Source organism: Lysinibacillus sp. FSL R5-0849 (assembly GCF_038595075.1).
Classification (GTDB): domain Bacteria; phylum Bacillota; class Bacilli; order Bacillales_A; family Planococcaceae; genus Lysinibacillus; species Lysinibacillus fusiformis.
This window is the reverse complement of sequence record NZ_CP152004.1, coordinates 992660-1012556: the sequence shown is the minus strand read 5'-3', so window position 1 is coordinate 1012556 and position 19897 is coordinate 992660. Positions and strand designations below refer to the sequence as shown.

Here is a 19897-nt window from a genome sequence, read left to right as displayed (position 1 = left end):
CACTGGTCACCTCGTTTCTTCAGATCTCTCTTGCGCACGTAATTGACCACACGCAGCCGCAATATCAGAACCCTGCTCTCGGCGGATCGTTACGTTTATCCCATTTTTCTTTAATGTTTTTTCAAACGCAAAAATTTGGCTACGAGACGTACGAACATAATCACGTTCTGGTACGTAGTTAACAGGAATTAAGTTAACGTGACATTTAATTCCTTTAATTAAAGCAGAAAGCTCTTCTGCAATTTCTACTGAATCATTTTCACCAGACATTAATCCATATTCAAAACTTACACGTCTGCCAGTCTTTTTAGTATAGTAACGAACGGCTTCCATTAACTCTTCTAATTTATAGGCACGCGCAATTGGCATAAGCTTTTGACGAGCCTCTTGATTTGGTGCATGTAAAGATACAGCAAAGTTAATTTGTAGTTGTTCATCAGCGAATTGATAAATTTTTGGAACGATACCTGATGTGGATACAGTAATGTGACGCGCTCCAATGTTTAATCCCTTTTCATGATTAATCACTTTTAAGAAGTTCATCATTGCATCATAATTATCGAAAGGTTCTCCAATACCCATAATAACAATATGTGATACTCGCTCACTTACTTCATCTAAAGTTTGCTGCACTTTTACAACTTGTTCTACAATTTCCCCAGCCAATAAATGTCGTTTCAAGCCACCTAAGGTTGAGGCACAAAATGTACATCCAATGCGGCAGCCCACCTGTGTTGTCACACAGACAGAGTTTCCATATTCATGGCGCATTAATACCGTTTCTATAGAGTAACCATCTTGCAATTGGAATAAAAACTTAATGGTACCGTCTTTAGACTCTTGCTTGATAATTGTTGACAAGGTAGATAAGGCAAAATTTGCAGCTAGCTTGTCCCGTAATCCCTTTGAAAGGTTTGACATTTCTTCAAACGTCTTAACACGTTTATTATATAACCAATCAAAAATCTGTGCTGCACGGAAAGGCTTTTCTCCGTTTTCCTTTAACCATTCTTCTAATTGATGTGGCTGGAATGAATAAATCGATTCCTTTAAATTTGGTTTTTCCTTTTTCACACGTCGAACTGGCTTTTCTTCTGCCTCTTCAACTAAATCGTTGATACGTTCATTAAATTCCTTTTGATCCAGCATTAGTTGGATTCTCCTTTTTTACGAAAGGCGGCAACGAAGAAACCGTCACTGCCAAAGTCTTGTGGAAAGACTTGAAGCATGCCATTAGCTTGCTTTTCCGCTAATTTTGTTGGTAAAGATTCTAGTTGTATCGCTTCCATTTCTGGATGCGTTGCTAAAAAGGCTTTTACTGTGCCTTCATTTTCTTGTTTATCGACGGTACAAGTACTATACACAAGCTTACCCTCTATCTTCAATACTTTTGTCGCTGCATCTAATAATGCTAGTTGGATTGTTTGAAGATTTTCTAAATCTTCTTCTCGCTTCGTATATTTAATATCTGGCTTACGTCGCATAACTCCTAGTCCACTACATGGTGCATCCACTAAAACGGCATCATAAGACTCTGCTTGTAAAAATTCAGGTGCTTTGCGACCGTCAATTGGGGCTGTTTCAATAATATCTAGCCCTAGACGTTCTGTATTATGGTCGATTAAATCTAATTTATGTGGATGAAGATCTGTTGCTAAAATAGAACCTTCATTTTTCATGATTTCAGCTAAATGCGTTGTTTTACCACCTGGTGCTGCACACATATCCAAGACACGCATACCAGGAGATGGGTTTAGAACATTGGCTGGTATCATTGAACTCTCGTCTTGAATAGTAATATGCCCCTCTTTAAATGCATGAGTACGAGCGGGTTGACCATTTGTTAAGTGTAGACATTCTGGGATGACCTCACTTTGCTTCGCTGTTAAACCTTCCGCTTCGAGTTCCGCTATCGCTTGCTCAACAGTTACCTTCGTTATGTTGACACGAACAGTTTGCATAGGTGGTACATTATTTTCATGTAACATTCCTGTAGCTACTTCTAGACCGTAATTATCAACAAAACGTTGTACTAGCCAAATCGGATGACTTGTTTCAATAGCAAGACGCTCTATTGGATTTTCAATATCAGTTATAGCAGGTACACCTTGACGCAAGACAGATCTTAAAATACCATTGACCGTCGAAGCAATACCACGATGCCCTCGGCGCTTCGCAATTTCTACTGCCTCATTAACGGCTGCATGCGCTGGGATACGCGTTAAATACTGCATTTGATACAAAGATATACGCAATAACCAACGAACCCAATGATCTATAGAGCCACGGATAAAAGGCTCTAAATAATAATCAAGGGTCATTTTATGTTGCAATGTGCCATAGGTTAATTCTGTTAATAAAGCACGGTCCTTCGCCTCTATTTTATGTCGTTTAATGGTTTCATTGAGAAGTAAATTGCTATAGGCTTGATTTTTATCAACTGCTAACAGAATAGACAATGCGGCGTCTCGCACATTTCCATCCCAAATTACTACACTTTTTTTACTCATTTAAATTGGTCCCCAATCTGTAATTTAGAACCTGTACCACGTAAATATTCCTCAGCTGTCATGCGCTTTTTACCTGCAGGTTGTACATCAAATAATGCTAAGGTTGTCCCATTGCCTGCCGCTACTTCAAAATGATCTTTTGCAATCGCTACTACAGTACCAGGAATCGTATCATGCTTGCTATTGCCAATAATTGCCCACCATACTTTAAAATTCCCATCCTCAAAAGTTGTATATGCTACAGGCCACGGATGAAGTCCGCGTACTTGATTGTAAAGAGTTGTGGCATCCTTTGTCCAATCAATACGTTCCTGTTCTCTCGAAATATTGCTCGCAAAAGTAACTTGCGTTTCATCTTGAACTGTACGGCTATTTGTTCCATTAATAATAGATGGAAGTGTGTCCTTTAATAAATCACGACCAACTATACTTAGCTTTTCAAAAAATCCACCTGTATGATCATCTTGTTCAATTGGAATAGCTCTTTGAGAAATAATATCACCTGCATCAAGTTTTTCTGCCATATACATAATTGTGACGCCAGTTTCCTTTTCACCATCCATAATAGCTTGGTGAATAGGGGCGCCTCCACGATATTTTGGTAATAACGAGGCATGGACATTAATACAGCCGAGTGCAGGAGCATCCAATAGTTCTTTCGGTAATATTTGTCCAAATGCAGCGGTAATGACTATATCTGGTTGTAACGCAAGAATCTGTTGTAGCTCATTTGATCCACGTAGCTTTTCTGGTTGGATAATAGGTAATCCTAGCTCTAATGCTGCTGCCTTGACAGGTGGTGGTGTCAATACACGTTTACGGCCTACTGGTCGATCAGGTTGTGTCACTACTGCTTTAATATCGTACCCTTCTTCATGTAGCATACGCAAAATGGGTGCAGAGAAGTCAGGTGTCCCCATAAAAATAATCGAAGTCATTTTATTCCTCCTCGTTTGCATACATTTCTTCAAGTTCTTCTGCAGTTATAACACGTTTAATTTTTGAATCAAATAGCACGCCATCTAAATGATCAATTTCATGTAAAATTGCTCTAGCATCAAAGCCCCCTGCTTCTAATTCATAAACACGTCCTTCACGGTCACATGCTTCAATTTTTACATAGCTAGGGCGTTCTACCTCACCATATAATCCTGGGAAACTCAAACAACCTTCAATATCTATTTCCGCCCCATCCGTTTCAATAACAGTTGGATTAACCATTTCTAAAATATCGCGTTCTTCACCTAGTTCTACAATCGCTACTCGTAACCCTATATCAATTTGTGGGGCTGCAATGCCAACACCATCATATTCCACCATTGTGTCATATAAATCATCCAGTAATGTAATGAGTTCATCGTTAATTTCTGTTACTTCAGCACATGGTGTTGAAAGTACTTGTGCTGGGTGTTCGATTACTTTTTTTATTGCCATTTTTATTTCCTCATTTCCGCTTTTAGCTTGAGCCATACCACTTTATTTATTTTTATGGTCTTATGCTCGTAAAACTGTGTTTATACTCTCTTATATAGTAGACGGATCTAAATCTACCGTCATTAATATTCCTTGTTTGATCCAATCTGCTCGATACATAGCGAGCAGACGCTGTAATACTGGAATAAGATTTGGTTCAATTTTATATTTTATCAAACATTGATAACGATATCTATTTTGGAGTCGAGCAATACTTGCCGTCGTTGGGCCAATAATAGCTACTTGATTCGATAAATTTCCACGGAGCCAATCTGCCATACGTCCTGCATATTCAGCAGCCATCATAACATCCTCATGAGAAATCTGAACAAGCGCCACATAGTAATATGGAGGGTAACTGGAACGACGGCGTAAAAACATCTCTCGCTCATAAAATGGCTCATAATCCTGCGTTTTAGCTAATTCAATAGCATAATGCTCAGGTGTATAGGTCTGAATAATTACCTCTCCGGGTTTATCATGTCTTCCTGCCCTCCCACTTACCTGTGTTAAAAGCTGAAATGTACGTTCTGCTGCACGATAATCTGGTAAATGTAAGGAGGTGTCGGCGCTCAGTACACCTACAAGTGTAATATTTGGAAAGTCAAGCCCTTTTGCAATCATCTGCGTGCCCAATAAAATATCTGCGTGCCCTTCACCAAAAGCAGCTAATATTTCTTCATGTGCACCTTTATGCTTTGTCGTATCTACATCCATACGTAATACCCTTGCTTCTGGGAACAGCTTATATATTTCTTCCTCCACCTTTTGTGTACCAGTACCAAAATAACGAATATGATCACTTTGACATTGTGGACATATTTGAGGAACATGTTCCTCATAACCACAGTAATGACATTTCAATTTTTCAGTTGTACGATGATAGGTTAATGAAATATCACAGTTGGGACATTGTACAACGGTCCCACAATCCCGACAGAGCACAAAAGACGAGTAGCCACGTCGATTTAAAAACAACACCATTTGCTCTTTTTTCTCTAATCTAACACGGATTGCTTCTATAAGGGATTGCGAAAACATGGATCGATTTCCTTGTCGAAGCTCCTCACGCATATCTGAAATAAAAACGGTTGGTAATGACTGATGTAAGGCTCTCAGCTTTAATGAAAGTAAGGTATAAACACCCTTTTTGGCTCTTGCAAAAGATTCTAACCCTGGTGTAGCACTACCCAAAATAACAGGGCAATTATAATATTCACTACGCCAGATAGCTACATCTCTTGCATGGTAACGTGGTGAATCTTCTTGCTTATATGTTGACTCATGCTCTTCATCCAAAATAATAAGACCTATATTTGTAAAGGGGGCAAATATTGCTGAACGAGCACCAACAACTACTCTTACTTTCCCTTGTTGGATTTTACGCCATTCATCATACTTCTCGCCCACAGACAATCCGCTATGCATAACTGCAACCATCTCTCCAAAACGACTACGAAATCGCTCCGTCATTTGAGGTGTTAAAGAGATTTCAGGTACAAGCATAATAGCTTCTTTGCCTTCGTTCAACACTTTTTGTATCGCCTGCAAATAGACCTCTGTCTTACCACTCCCTGTTACACCATGCAATAAAAATGTTTGCGCTTGTTGCTTCTCCATAGCCACGGTAATGGCTTGTAAAGCAATTTGCTGCTCATCTGTTAATTGTAAGGCTTGCGTACGTGAAACTTCTTTCGTAAACGGGTCTCGGTATACTTCTTCTTGAATAAATTGCGCCGCACCTTTGTCAATAACGCTCTCTAAAACTGAAGAAGAGACTCCTGCTTCCTCACAAATTTGCTGAGGTGACAAAACTTCTCCTAAATGCTGCCTCATCCATTCTAGTAATAGACGTTGCTTCACAGCTCTAGCTGATTGCTCAATCGCTTTTTCAATAATGCTTGGCTTTTCTATAATTTTCACCATTCGTATTTCTTTTACATGACCCTGTTGTTTCACAACATGATCAATAGTCACCATATTTTGGGCAACTAATTGCTTTAATAAAGGCAGTAAACCTGCACGTTCAAATTCTTTAAAATTAGCCTTTTGTCGTTTACCAAAAATCACTTGTACTTCACTCGGGATATTTGGATCTTCATGTAGCTTTACAATTTTTTCATATTTTGCACGTAATGCTGAAGGTAACATTACTTGTAAAGCATCTATTTCATAGCAAATCGTTTGATTCTTCAACCACTTTGCCATTTGTAGCATTTCATCAGTTAGTACCGGCTCCATATCTAAAATTTGAGCAATTGATTTTAATTTATTGAGGGGCACGTCTGTTTCAGTTTTTATGCCCACGACAAAGCCTAAAACATTTCTAGGACCAAATGGCACTTTTACACGACAGCCCATTTCTATTACATTTACCCATTCAGGTGGTACTTGATAATCGAAGGGACGATCCACATGGTAGGTCGAGACATCTACAATGACTTCCGCTATTAAAAAGCTCATTGCTCCTCACCCTTTAGTATTTGAGCCCATAACGTTCGGGCAAAGTGCTGTGGATTAGTTGTAGCAATAATCTGCCCATTTATTTGAGCTTCCTCACTGAAGTCAATCCAACGCTCCGATTGAATGCTTAGCAGAGGTTCGCCAAGCACTTCTTGTCCAAATGTGACAGCCTTGATACCCTCTACTGAAATAAGTGGTGTTTTCTCTATTGTCGGTACATTAGCTGCATGTATGAAGAGAACCTCTGGGTCCTGATTTTTATAGTTTTCCAGCTGTTGCATCAAATCATTCAAACTACTATCTTCTATTTGAATCACATGTGCTCCTAAGGTCCTGGCTTCATTAGCCAAAGCCTGTCCAATGACACCATTCGCTGGTGGTTTAATCATATGCTTTTCATCGAACGGTACATACAAAGCACCAGCTGTCACTACTACCGTTTTATTAGTAAGTGGTTTTGGTGTAGCCGTCGCTGAAAAAAAATCCTGTACAATAGTTGTTATTTTTTCAGGTTCCTCTAAGCGCCCCTTCCCAACATAGCCACATGCTAAAAATCCTTCTGAAGGCTCGATAAATTGGTAGCCATCTGCTGCTAACCTATCTAAGTTACGCTTTACTGCTGGATGGTCATACATATGTACATTCATAGCTGGAGCTATCCACACAGGCGCAGTAGTAGCAAGTAAGGTTGTTGATACCATATCATCTGCAATTCCATTGGCCAATTTCCCAATTATATTGGCAGTTGCCGGCGCAACTAAAATCAAATCAGCCCAATCCGCTAAATCAATATGGGCAATCACATTTGAATCTTTTTCATCAAATGTGTCAAAATAAACATCATTTTTGGACATCACTTGAAAGCTTAATGGATTCACAAACTGTCTAGCTGAGGCAGTCATTATCACTTTTACGTTCGCCCCTGCTTGTGATAGCTTGCTAACTAGAGCAACAGCTTTATATACGGCAATCCCGCCTGAAACACAAAGTAAAATATTTTTATTCATGCTAGGTGTCTTCCCTTCAAATGATAAGCTCCCAAAGGAGGATTCCCTGGGAGCTCTCGGCATTCTGTATAATCAAATCAACTGCTGACTAACTTGAAGTTAAATTTCGTCTTCGTACACAGTTGACTCATCCTGTGATACTTTCGTAAGTACACCTGCCGCTACTTCTTCAAGTGCTTTTCCTACGTATTTATGAGATACGTACTTGTGTAAACGTTCTGTATTTTGCTCTTCCTGCATTTGACGAGCACGTTTTGAAGCAAGGCTCACTAGTGAATATTTTGAATCGATTTCTTTTTTTAAAGCATCTACTGATGGGTATAACATTGTTTATTCTCCTCTCAACATTGACAAATATCTTTTTTCAACACGTTCTCTACGGCAATGCTCTGCTTTAATAATCGCATTAATACGATCACAGGCATTTGTCACTTCATCATTCTCTACAACATAATCGTATAAGCTCATCATTTCAAGCTCTTCACTTGCTGTAGCAATACGTTTTGCTATGATGTCCTCTGTTTCCGTCCCACGTCCAACTAAACGATCTTTTAATTCAGTTAAACTTGGAGGGGCTAAGAAAATAAATAAGGCATCTGGTGCTTTTTTACGAATCTGCGCTGCACCCTGCACTTCTATTTCTAAAAACACATCGCGACCTGCATCCAGTGTTTCATTCACGTAGGCTAATGGTGTACCATAGTAGTTTCCTACAAATTCAGCATGCTCTAATAAGCCACCCTGTTCAATTAACGTTTCAAAGTCTTCACGTTTCTTGAAAAAATAGTCTACACCATCGATTTCACCTTCGCGAGGATTTCGTGTCGTCATCGAGATGGAATACTCATAATTCGTATTCGGCTGAGAAAATAATTCTTTTCGCACTGTCCCTTTACCTACACCAGATGGGCCAGACAGAACAATTAATAATCCACGTTCTTTTATCATTTATTCTCTATATCTCCCTTAATTTATAACAGACACGTGCAAGTTATTCGATATTTTGAACTTGCTCACGCATCTTTTCTAAAATTGTTTTCGCCTGAACAACAGCAACCGCTGCTTCTGTAGATTGATTTTTCGAGCCAATCGTATTGATTTCACGATGAATCTCCTGCATTAAAAAGTCTAATTTTCGTCCAACTGAAATCGTTTCATGTAACGTTTCTTCCAATTGATTAAAATGACTATCCAATCTGTCTAATTCCTCAGAAATGTCAACGCGTTCTGCAAAAATCGCTACTTCTGCTAGTAAACGGTCATCTAACAAAGTTCCATCTGCAACCTCTGCAATCCGTTCTACTAATCGTGTACGATATTTTTCAACAGCAAGAGATGAACATGAACGTATTTGGTTCACTTGTTCTTTTAACTGTTCCTTATATTGTACAACAACTTCCTGCAATTCTTGCCCCTCACGCTCACGCATAAGTACGAGCTGCTTTATCGCTTGTGAAATCGCATGTTCAACAGCACTAAGTAAATCCTCAGGTGTTAATTGTGGTTTTTGCTGTACGAGTGCTTGCTCTAACGATAAAAGCTCCTGCATCGTCCATTTTTCCTCTAGTGGTACTTTACTTGCTAATTGCTCTTTTGCCTTACGATACGCTTCAATTAATGACCAATTAATCTCTATAGATTGCTCTACATTTTCTAAGTCCTTCACATATACCATCACATCAATTTTGCCGCGTGACAAAGCTTGAGAAATAAATTTCTTTGCAAAAATTTCAGCTTCAAGCCATTCTTTCGGAAATTTAGCGTTAATTTCTAAAAAGCGATGGTTGACCGAGCGCATTTCTACGGTTAATTGAAAGTCTCTAGTTGTTGTGACACCTCTGCCAAAACCAGTCATACTACGCACCAAGGTTCGTCACACCTTTCTTTGCATACTGGGAATATTATAACATAAGCTCTATCGAATATGACGAATCTCCAAAAAAAATTGGATCGAATAAGAGCTAATTCTACCACAATTGAAGCTATATTTTAATATTCGCCTAAAAAATGCTATGATAAACATACAATTAGTGCTCTGCTGAAGCTTGGAAATAGCGAAAGCAAGTGCAAAAAGAAAAAATACGAAAGTACCAAGATGCTTGCTATCATTGGAAAGAGGAATTCATATGGCATTTGACGGCTTATTTACTTATTCAATAACAGCCGACCTACAACAGCTTGTGACAGGTCGAATTACTAAAATACATCAACCTAACGCTCAAGAGGTTATTTTACATGTTCGTGCAAACGGGAAAAATCATAAATTGCTTTTTTCTATTCATTCTTCTTATGCACGAGTGCATCTTACGGAACAATCGATTGAAAATCCAGCAGAACCACCTATGTTTTGTATGCTGCTGCGCAAGCATTTAGAGGGTGGTTTTATTTCCTCCGTTAAACAGCTTGGATTTGACCGTATTATAATAGTAGAAATCGAAAGTAAAAATGAAATTGGCGACCCTATTGTTAGACAACTACATGCTGAAATTATGGGTAGACATAGTAATCTACTTTTAATTGATAAAGAGCAAAATAAAATTGTTGATAGTTTAAAGCACTTACCTCCATCTGTAAACAGTTTTCGTACCGTATTACCTGGCCAGCCTTACTTGGCTCCACCAACACAAAATAAATGGAATCCTCTATTAGTTACAGAGGAAGAGCTAGCAACATTTTTTGTGGAAACTAAAAATGCCAAAGATGTTGTGACACAATTTACTGGCTTTTCACCTCTTCATGCTGAGGAATTATTGTACCGCATGACATCAGCATCCAATCGAGTACAATGCTTTAAGGAATTTATAGCCAGCTTTGCTAATGGTGGAACGAGCCCTATGTATGTATTGGCTGATCATAAAACTTACTTCTCACCAATTGAATTAACTCACTTACATGGAGATATGACAGCATATCCGAATGTTCACGAGCTTCTTGATCGAGTATTCTTTGCACGTGCGGAGCGGGACCGTGTCAAGCAGCAAGCGGGTGATTTAGAAAGATGGCTACAAAATGAAATTGATAAACTGGCTTTAAAAACGAAAAAGCTAACAAAGGACTATGTGCGTGCCTCAAAGCTCGATCAATTTCAGTTATATGGTGAACTGTTAATGGCTAATATTTACTCCTTTGAAAAGGGTGTCAAGGAAGTAACGGTCATTAATTACTACAGTGAAAATAGCGAGGAGATTACGATCCCCGTCAGTGAGCGTAAAACACCTATAGAAAATGCTCAAGGCTATTATACAAAATATACTAAGGCCAAAAATGCATTAATCATGGTGCAACAACAACTTGAAAAAACAAAAGAAGAAATTACTTACTTTGAAATGCTGGCACAACAAGTGCAGCAAGCATCACCAGGAGATATTGAAGAAATTCGTGAAGAACTAGCCGAACAGGGCTACTTAAAGCTACGTCATTCTAAGAAAAAGAAAAAGCCTGTGAAACCTGAACCCGAGCGCTATATTTCTTCCACAGGTATAGCCATCTCTGTCGGCAAGAACAACAAGCAAAATGATATGTTGACATTTAAAATTGCAAAACGCACAGATATATGGTTACACACGAAGGATATTCCAGGCTCTCATGTTGTCATTCATTCTAGTGAACCCGATGAAACAACTCTACGGGAAGCAGCCACATTAGCTGCTTATTTTTCAAAGGCAAGAGAGTCTTCTTCTGTTCCAGTCGATTACACTGACATTCGTCAGGTCAAAAAACCAAATGGGGCTAAACCCGGTTTTGTGATTTACTTCGAACAAAAAACTTTGTATATCGATCCAGATGAGGCACTCATATTACAATTAAAAAAGCAGTCGTAAAGATAGAGACCGAGATAAATTTTCTCGGTTTTTTCTTTTTTTCAATTTATAGCACGTAATCCGTACTATAAATCAATGAAAACAGCCACACCTTGATTGATTCTTACAGACAATCTTCCTTATTATAATAACAATAAAAAAACATATGAATCATCTGAACTGTTTCTTACAACAGTTATTGACTTCTACCTTTTAGCAAAGCAAAATCAAAATATAAAAGATTGAATAGCATTTCGGAAAGGGCGTATCAATATGTCTGTAGGCAAAAAATTAAGTTTCGGTTTCTTTACCATTATTCTCACGTTAATCATTTCATTAATGATTATGTTCATGCTATTTTCAAACATAGAAAAAAAGATTGAAAATGCATTAGAAGTTCACGTAGCCCTTGTGGAATTAGCAGATGATATTCAATTTGAAATGGCCATGCAAGGTCTATTTATCCGCGCCATTATTATCGAAGACAATCCTGCGAATAAAGAAAGTTTTACAGAACATGCAAATTTACTCGATCAGCTAGTAGCTGAAATCAACGAAAAATCAAATTCCTCTGAAATGCATACATATGCAAACGAATTAAATACGTTTAATGATGCTTTTAATAAATCAGCTACTGAGGCACTCGCACTTTTTGAAGCAGGCGACCTAGAAGGAGCTTTACAAAAGGTTAATGGTGAAGTGCAGCAAGCTAATAAAGGCATCCAAGATATATCCAATAAAATTGCGAACTATCAAAAGGGACAACTCGAAACGGTTACACAAGAATCTAAACAAGCTGTGTTCAACTCTCAAATCATTTCAATTATTGCCATCATTATTGGTGTTGTCCTTGGCATTATTCTGATGGTTTATATACAGCGAACTATTTCTCGCCCTTTAAAATCGGTAGTCCATTCAGCAAACCAAATTGCAAACGGAGAATTATTCCATCAAGATGTCACTCACCATTCTAAAGATGAAATCGGTCAACTTTCAACGGCCTTTAATTCAATGAAAGGCAATCTGAAAAATTTATTAACCCATATTCAAGACAATGCTGAGCATTTAACAGCATCAGTAGAAGAACTTTCTGCTTCTACCGAGGAAATTACTTCCTCAGCTGATGAAATAACGGTGCGTATTAATGAAACAGCCAATGTTGCTAAAGCAGCCACAGTTGCTGCCAATGAAAGTGCTCATGCAATGGATGAAACAGCCGTAGGTGTTCAACGTATAGCAGAAGCAACGCAACAACTTCATCACAGTGCTGTAACAACGAATGAATTAGCTACAAACGGGAACAGTACCGTAGAGAATGCTCAACAACAAATGAATGTAATCAATGATTCAACACAAATAATAAATAATCTTGTTCAAAAATTAAGTAAACAATCAGAAGAGATTAGCCAAATCACTACAGTTATTACAGCCATTACCGATCAAACTAATTTATTAGCACTCAACGCTGCCATTGAAGCAGCCCGTGCTGGGGAGCATGGAAAAGGATTCGCGGTTGTCGCTGATGAGGTTCGTAAGTTAGCTGAGGAATCTAAACAATCGGCTAATCAAATTGTTGCCTTAACGCAGGAGATTCAAGAAGATACGCAAAATGTAGAGAAAGCTGTTTTAGATGGCCTCCATTCGGTTACAGATGGAGTCAAAATTATTGGACATGCAGGACAAGCATTTGAGGCAATCGTGAAAGCCATCAATGTAATGACAGATCAAATAGAAGATATATCAGCAACTTCTGAGGAAATTTCAGCTAGCGCAGAACAGGTAGCTGCTTCTGTCGCAGAAATTGCTCACGGCGCTTCAACTAGCTCAGATAGTACACAAATAGTGGCCGCTGCTAGCAAAGAACAAACAATCACGATGCAACAAATCAATCAAGTTGCCGCACATCTAAGTGAAAAGTCCTTAGATTTACAGCATCAAATTAATCAGTTTAAACTTTAATGAAGCAAATGGTGCATTCTTTATATTGGAATGCACTATTTTTTATTCATTATGTTATGTAAATCTTCTGAAGGACAAAGCACAATACCTCAAACAGGAGATTTGGCAAAGAACTTGAACGTTAAAAAAATCAGATTTTTAGTAATTATTTGCATAATCAATCCTCGCCAGTAAGACAAATGACAGCCTCAAAAAAACACTACAAATAAAATGGATTAAATTAGCAAAGGGCGTACAGAATTCAAGGTATTTATATACTTCATCTTTAATGAATAAAACTTAACCTGATTGCATATATACATAGCTAACCTCATTCCAAGGAAATTATTTCAATAGAATATATTTAACATAATCAATCTTTCATTAAATCCATTTTTTTCTTAGTATGGGTACATTTTTTCATAGATTAACTCTATTATTTCTTTTCACACTTCATAATTGGATAATCCTAGAAAATTACAAAATAAGTTTCTTATATATCATTAATAGATAGAAATATTCATATTTCGAGATCATAAATTACAAGAAATTACCTACAAATGAATGTAATTCACTTAGTTTTGCTTAGATTTTCTACAAATCTATACAATATCCTCAAAGTATTACATCTATGACTTTTGTATCATTTTTCAAATATTGATATTATTATCGAAAAAATAGGAATTTTCTATATAGTAAATCATTTTTTTATTTTTATTCTATTTTTGATATTCAGAATAGGTAAATATCAAATTTTTATTACATAAGCACTCTATTTCATTAGCGTGGTAAATCGGAAAAATTTATTATTCTCTTAACTGTCAGATAATACTATATAAATTTGAATCTTTTTTATTTTGTGCACAATGATTTTTTTGGTATATTAAATAGGAGCTTCACAAAAGGCTTAAAAATTGTATAAGGGGGATTCACATGAATAAAAACAAAAAGTTTTTATTACTAACAGTTCTTGCAGTATTTTCTTTAGTACTTGCTGCATGTGGCTTCGGTGGAGATTCGTCTGAAAAATCAAAAGACGATGGAAAAGATTCTGGTTCATCAGAAACAGCTTCTTCAGGCGGCGAATTAAATGTAGTAGTAGCTTCTGAACCACCATCACTTCATCCTGCATTAGCAACAGATACAACTTCTGGAGTTATTCTTACAAATACTTTTGAAGGATTAACAACGCTTGATGCAGACGCTCGTCCAGTTGCAGCTGCGGCTGAAAGCTGGGAAGTTAGCGAAGATCTAAAAACATACACGTTCAAATTACGTGATGCGAAATGGTCAAACGGAGATCCAGTAGTTGCTGGTGACTTCGAATATGCTTGGAAATGGGCATTAAACCCAGACAATCTTTCTGAATATGCTTCAATCCTTTACTCTATTAAAGGTGCTGCAGCATACAACAATGGTGAAGGTTCTGCTGATGACGTAGGCGTTAAAGCTGAAGATGACAAAACATTAGTAGTAACTTTAGAAAACCCAACACCTTACTTCTTAGAATTAACAGCATTCAAAACATACGCACCATTAAACCAAAAAGTAGTTGAAGGTAATGATGAGTGGTACACAGATGCTGGTGAAAACTTTGTAACAAACGGTCCATTCACATTAGGTGAGTGGAGACACAACGATACAATCGTATTAAAGAAAAACCCAGAATACTGGGATGCTGATAAAGTGGCTTTAGATACTGTTAATATCGGTATGGTTGAATCTGAAGCAACAGCAGTAACAATGTTCAAAGGTGGCGAAATTGATTACCTTGGAGCACCTTTCCAATCTGTAGCACTTGATGCTATCGATGGATTTAAAGCTGACAAATCTTTAAATATCAATGACCAAGCTTCTGTATACTGGTACAAGCTAAATACAAAAGATAAAATCACTGGAAACGCTAACATCCGTAAAGCGTTAGCATTAGCAGTTGATCGACAAGGATTAATTGATAATGTTACTAAAGGTGAACAAAAACCTGCATTAGGTATGGTTCCTACTGCGGTTCATGGCTTTGAGGAAGACCGTGGTTACTACAAAGATAATGATATCGAAGGTGCAAAAGCTGCACTTGAAGCTGGTATGAAAGAACTTGGTATTACAAACCCAGCAGATGTAAAAATTAACCTTTCTTACAACACAAGTGAAGCACACGCTGCTATCGCACAATTCGTTCAAGAGAACTGGACTAAAAACCTTGGTATCACTGTAGGTCTTGATAACTCTGAATGGCAAGTTTATTTAGAAAAGCTTAACCAATTAGACTACCAAGTTGGCCGTATGGGCTGGGTTGGTGACTACAATGATGCTTATACTTTCTTAGAAATGTATGACACTGCTGCAAACGGTAACAATGATACAGGTTGGGAAAATGCAGAATACAAAAAATTATTAGATCAATCTAATACTGAAGCAGATCCAGCGAAACGTCTTGAGCTTTTAAAACAAGCTGAAGCAATTGCTGTTTCTGAGTTCCCAGTTGTTCCAATTTACTACTACACGAACCTTTCTGTAGTACAAGATTATGTGAAAGACATGAAGGCAGACATCCTTGGTAACATCTCTCTTAAAGAGGTTAAAGTAGAGAAATAATCAACAACATTTCGCTTATTTAGCTCTACAGCGAAGAGCTGCCTCGTAGCCCCTACGGCGCGAGTCAGCTCTTTTTAAAATACGAAGGCATATATTTGTCAGACAATTGACAAATAGAAGGAGGAGTTTTATGTGATTAAATATATTTTGAAAAGGCTGATGTATATACTTCTCGCGCTTTTCGTCATCGTAACTGTTACGTTTTTCTTAATGCGTCTCGCTCCTGGTAGTCCTTTTGCGAGTGAACGTAATTTCCCACCTCAAATCGAGGAGAAGTTAAACGAAACGTATGGATTAAATAACCCTTGGTATATACAATATAAAGATTATTTAATCGATACGGCCACTTTCAATTTCGGTGAGTCAATGAAATATAAAGCGCGTTCTACAAATGATATGATTTCTGAAAGTTTCCCTGTTTCTTTAACATTAGGGATTGAGGCTATGCTATTAGCAATTGGATTCGGTGTTTTAATTGGCGTAGTTTCCGCGCTATATCATAATAAGTTCCCGGATTATTTGGCAACGTCCTTTGCGGTGCTCGGTATATCAGTACCTTCATTTATCTTAGCAGGTTTAATGCAGTATTTCTTAGCCTTTAAGCTAGGTTGGTTCCCAATCAGTGGATGGAAAGGCTTTGTTTATAGTATATTGCCAGCCCTTGCAATCGCTTTCTCACACATGGGCTTTATTGCAAAGTTAACTCGTTCAAGTATGCTAGAACAAAACAATAGTGAATATGTAAAAATGGCTCGTGCGAAAGGTATTGGTAAATGGACAATCGTATTCCGCCATACATTACGAAATGCCCTATTACCAGTTGTAACGTACATTGGTCCTTTAACAGCTGGGGTTGTTACAGGTAGTTTCATTGTAGAGCAAATTTTCGCTATTCCTGGACTTGGTAAACACTTCGTTCAAAGTATTACAAACCGTGACTATACGGTAATTATGGGTACGACAGTGTTCTATTCCATCATCCTTTTATTTGCGGTATTAATCGTTGATATTCTATATAGCGTAATTGATCCGCGTATCAAGCTGAAAGGAGCGAAAAAATAATGACACAGCAACAAATTGAAAAAGATAAGTTTAAAATTGTTGGTGGCAATCATGAAGCAACGGAAAAATTAGCTGATAAATCAGTCTCCTTTTGGAAAGAAGTATTTCTCCGTTTCTCTCATAATAAATTGGCCATTATCGGTATAATTATTTTAATCGTTGTCATTTTAATGGCAATTTTTGTACCAATTTTATCTCAATATAAAGCAAGTGATCAGCTTGGTGTATACAATGCACCACCATCTGCACAATTTTGGTTTGGAACAGATGATCTAGGTCGTGACATTTTCGTTCGTATTTGGGAAGGAGCTCGTATTTCCCTATTTATCGGAATTGCTGCGGCGGTTATTGACTTAATTATCGGTGTTATTTGGGGAAGTATTTCAGGTTTATCAGGCGGTCGCGTTGATAATATTATGATGCGTATTGCTGACGTTTTAACAGCTGTACCCTACCTTTTAGTAGTAATCGTACTTTTAGTTGTTATGCAACCAGGTTTATTCCCTATGATTATTGCCTTATCTATCACTGGATGGATTAATATGGCACGTATCGTTCGTGGTGAAGTATTATCTATTAAAAATCAAGAATACGTTCTTGCTGCCCGTACATTAGGTGCAAGTACAGGACATTTAATTATTAAACACTTAGTTCCGAATGCTCTTGGTGCCATTTTAGTAACGATGACTTTAACAATCCCATCGGCTATCTTCACTGAGTCATTCTTAAGTTATCTTGGTCTTGGGGTTCCTGCTCCAACTGCTTCATGGGGTACAATGGCTTCTGACGGTAATAAGGCTATAGCTAATGCACCATGGCGCTTGATTTTCCCAGCAGTATTTATCTCACTAACAATCTTTGCGTTTAACGCAGTTGGTGACGGCTTACGTGATGCTCTAGATCCAAAACTACGTAAATAAGGAGGTGGCCGAAATGAGTAAAACAATTCTTGAAGTAAAAGATTTAAAAATTAACTTTAAAACTTATGCTGGGCTTGTTCATGCTGTACGTGGTGTTAACTTTGATTTAAAGGAAGGTGAAACACTAGCTATAGTTGGTGAATCAGGTTCGGGTAAGAGTGTTACGAGTAATGCATTAATGAAACTAATTCCGCAGCCACCTGGTATTTATGAGTCAGGACAAATTTTATTTAATGGCCGTGATTTAGTTCCGTTAACTGATAAAGAAATGTCTAAAGTACGCGGAAATGAAATTGCGATGATTTTCCAAGATCCAATGACAAGTTTGAATCCAACTATGAAGGTCGGACGTCAAATAACTGAAGTAATTTTGCAACATAGAAAAGTTTCTAAAGTAGATGCAAAAAACCGTGCCATCGAGCTTTTAACACAGGTAGGTATCCCCTTCCCTGAGAAACGCTATAATCAATATCCACATGAGTTTTCAGGTGGTATGCGTCAACGTGTGGTTATTGCGATCGCCCTGGCGGCTGATCCTAAGCTATTGATTGCCGATGAGCCAACAACAGCTCTAGATGTTACCATTCAAGCACAAATTTTAGAGCTAATGAAGGAAATTCAAAAGAACTCGAAAACATCTATCATTTTCATTACACACGATTTAGGTGTTGTGGCGAACATTGCAGATCGTGTAGCCGTAATGTACGCTGGACAAATCGTGGAGTATGGTACTGTTAATGATATTTTCTATAATCCAAAGCACCCATACACATGGGGTCTACTAGGTTCTATGCCTGATCTAGATAATGATACAGATGAGTTATTGCGCACGATTCCTGGTTCACCACCAGATCTTACGAACCCACCTAAAGGGGATGCATTTGCAGCACGTAACGAGTTCGCAATGGCCATTGATTATGAACAAGAACCACCAATGTTCCAAGTGAGTGAAACGCATTTTGCAAAAACGTGGTTATTGCATCCTGATGCACCAAAGATTCCTCTTCCTGAAGCAGTTGCTAAACGTATTGAAGGGTATTTAGCAAAGGAGGCACAAGAAAATGACTAAAATTGGTGCTAAAAAAATTCTTGAAATTAAAAACTTAAAGCAGCATTTTGGATCACCAAGTAATCCAATCAAAGCCGTAGATGGTATTAGCTTCGATGTTTATGAAGGTGAAACACTTGGTCTTGTAGGCGAATCAGGTTGCGGAAAGTCAACAACGGGTCGTTCAATCATTCGTTTATATGATATTACAGGTGGCGAGATTATTTTCGATGGGGAAAATGTTCATGGAAAAAAATCTAAAAATGAGTTAAAGAATTTTAACCGCCAAATGCAAATGATTTTCCAAGATCCTTACGCTTCTTTAAATCCTCGTATGACAGCTGGTGAAATCATTGGTGAAGCCTTTGATATCCATGGCCTTTACAAGGAGAAAAATGAACGTCGTGCAAAAATTCAAGAGCTACTTGAAGCTGTTGGTTTAAACAAAGAGCACGCGAATCGTTACGCACATGAATTCTCTGGTGGTCAACGCCAACGTATTGGGATTGCACGTGCGCTAAGCTTAGATCCTAAATTTATCATTGCCGATGAGCCAATTTCTGCGCTTGACGTATCGATCCAGGCTCAGGTTGTTAACTTACTAAAACAACTTCAAAAAGAACGTGGCTTAACATATCTTTTCATTGCCCATGACCTTTCGATGGTAAAATACATCAGTGACCGTATTGCTGTTATGTACCGCGGTAAAATCATGGAAATAGGTAAAGCAGATGATATTTACAATCATCCTGTTCACCCGTATACAAAATCTTTATTATCAGCAATCCCACTTCCTGACCCAATGTCAGAGAAACGTCGTCAACGTATTCCGTACAAGCATACTGAAGTTGACGAAACTGCATCGTATCATGAAGTAGGCGACCAACACTATGTATATGGCACTGCTGATTTAGTTAAAACTTGGGTTAATAATCGATAAAACTAACTGTATATCCATCCATTGGTGATTTCCAATGGATGGATTTTTAATTGGGATATTAATGCCTTTTCCCCTTTTAACTTATTTTAAGCCAGATACACTTCTTTTTTTGAAAAAAACAGCCTTTCTTCTATCAAGAAA

General features: G+C 37.8%; 16 protein-coding genes. 7 read left to right on the top strand and 9 right to left on the bottom strand.

Annotation, left to right across the window (positions count from 1 at the left end; all coding sequences use genetic code 11):
* Positions 1-6: 6 nt before the first annotated feature.
* From rlmN to MKY80_RS04650, 9 genes are all read right to left on the bottom strand, one after another.
* Positions 7-1149 carry a 23S rRNA (adenine(2503)-C(2))-methyltransferase RlmN gene (rlmN, locus tag MKY80_RS04690; RefSeq protein WP_008173770.1) on the bottom strand — a complete coding sequence of 381 codons (1143 nt, stop codon included), beginning with the start codon at positions 1147-1149 and terminating at the stop codon, positions 7-9.
* A complete protein-coding gene (gene rsmB, locus MKY80_RS04685) occupies positions 1149-2510 on the bottom strand; it encodes a 16S rRNA (cytosine(967)-C(5))-methyltransferase RsmB (RefSeq protein ID WP_342532241.1) in 1362 nt (453 codons plus the stop codon). Before rsmB ends, rlmN begins: the two co-directional genes overlap by 1 nt.
* Positions 2507-3448 carry a methionyl-tRNA formyltransferase gene (gene fmt, locus MKY80_RS04680; RefSeq protein WP_008173774.1) on the bottom strand — a complete coding sequence of 314 codons (942 nt, stop codon included), beginning with the start codon at positions 3446-3448 and terminating at the stop codon, positions 2507-2509. The genes rsmB and fmt overlap by 4 nt, the downstream gene beginning before the upstream one ends.
* 1 nt (position 3449) lies before the next feature.
* The gene (gene def, locus MKY80_RS04675; RefSeq protein WP_043989715.1) at positions 3450-3944 is read right to left on the bottom strand and encodes a peptide deformylase; all 495 of its coding nucleotides are present in this window, start codon (positions 3942-3944) and stop codon (positions 3450-3452) included.
* Positions 3945-4034: 90 nt separating this feature from the next.
* A complete protein-coding gene (gene priA, locus MKY80_RS04670) occupies positions 4035-6446 on the bottom strand; it encodes a primosomal protein N' (RefSeq protein WP_090001912.1) in 2412 nt (803 codons plus the stop codon).
* Entirely contained in the window at positions 6443-7453 is a 1011-nt protein-coding gene (coaBC, locus tag MKY80_RS04665; RefSeq protein WP_043989657.1) for a bifunctional phosphopantothenoylcysteine decarboxylase/phosphopantothenate--cysteine ligase CoaBC, read from the bottom strand. Before coaBC ends, priA begins: the two co-directional genes overlap by 4 nt.
* 99 nt (positions 7454-7552) lie before the next feature.
* Positions 7553-7780: a DNA-directed RNA polymerase subunit omega gene (rpoZ, locus tag MKY80_RS04660; protein ID WP_008173785.1), complete on the bottom strand. Its 228-nt coding sequence runs from the start codon at positions 7778-7780 to the stop codon at positions 7553-7555.
* A 3-nt stretch (positions 7781-7783) separates the two neighbouring features.
* A complete protein-coding gene (gene gmk, locus MKY80_RS04655) occupies positions 7784-8401 on the bottom strand; it encodes a guanylate kinase (protein WP_008173787.1) in 618 nt (205 codons plus the stop codon).
* 43 nt (positions 8402-8444) lie between these two features.
* Positions 8445-9308, bottom strand: coding sequence for a YicC/YloC family endoribonuclease (locus MKY80_RS04650; RefSeq protein WP_008173789.1), 864 nt, complete (start codon positions 9306-9308; stop codon positions 8445-8447).
* 271 nt (positions 9309-9579) lie between these two features.
* Here MKY80_RS04650 and MKY80_RS04645 point away from each other — a divergent pair, with 271 nt between their 5' ends.
* The 7 genes from MKY80_RS04645 (at position 9580) to MKY80_RS04615 (ending at position 19756) form a co-directional block, all read left to right on the top strand.
* Positions 9580-11274 (top strand): NFACT RNA binding domain-containing protein, encoded by a 1695-nt coding sequence (locus MKY80_RS04645; RefSeq protein ID WP_043989659.1) that lies wholly within the window; start codon positions 9580-9582, stop codon positions 11272-11274.
* Positions 11275-11526: 252 nt separating this feature from the next.
* On the top strand, positions 11527-13212 hold the full coding sequence (locus tag MKY80_RS04640) for a methyl-accepting chemotaxis protein (protein ID WP_089985298.1): 1686 nt from the start codon (positions 11527-11529) through the stop codon (positions 13210-13212).
* 912 nt (positions 13213-14124) lie between these two features.
* The gene (locus MKY80_RS04635; RefSeq protein WP_008173795.1) at positions 14125-15786 is read left to right on the top strand and encodes a peptide ABC transporter substrate-binding protein; all 1662 of its coding nucleotides are present in this window, start codon (positions 14125-14127) and stop codon (positions 15784-15786) included.
* A 132-nt stretch (positions 15787-15918) separates the two neighbouring features.
* Positions 15919-16848, top strand: coding sequence for an ABC transporter permease (locus MKY80_RS04630; protein ID WP_043989660.1), 930 nt, complete (start codon positions 15919-15921; stop codon positions 16846-16848).
* On the top strand, positions 16848-17768 hold the full coding sequence (locus MKY80_RS04625; RefSeq protein WP_008173799.1) for an ABC transporter permease: 921 nt from the start codon (positions 16848-16850) through the stop codon (positions 17766-17768). Before MKY80_RS04630 ends, MKY80_RS04625 begins: the two co-directional genes overlap by 1 nt.
* 13 nt (positions 17769-17781) lie before the next feature.
* Complete coding sequence (locus tag MKY80_RS04620) at positions 17782-18837, top strand: ABC transporter ATP-binding protein (protein ID WP_090001915.1); 1056 nt, start codon at positions 17782-17784, stop codon at positions 18835-18837.
* Complete coding sequence (locus tag MKY80_RS04615; RefSeq protein WP_342532230.1) at positions 18830-19756, top strand: ATP-binding cassette domain-containing protein; 927 nt, start codon at positions 18830-18832, stop codon at positions 19754-19756. Before MKY80_RS04620 ends, MKY80_RS04615 begins: the two co-directional genes overlap by 8 nt.
* Positions 19757-19897: the final 141 nt, after the last annotated feature.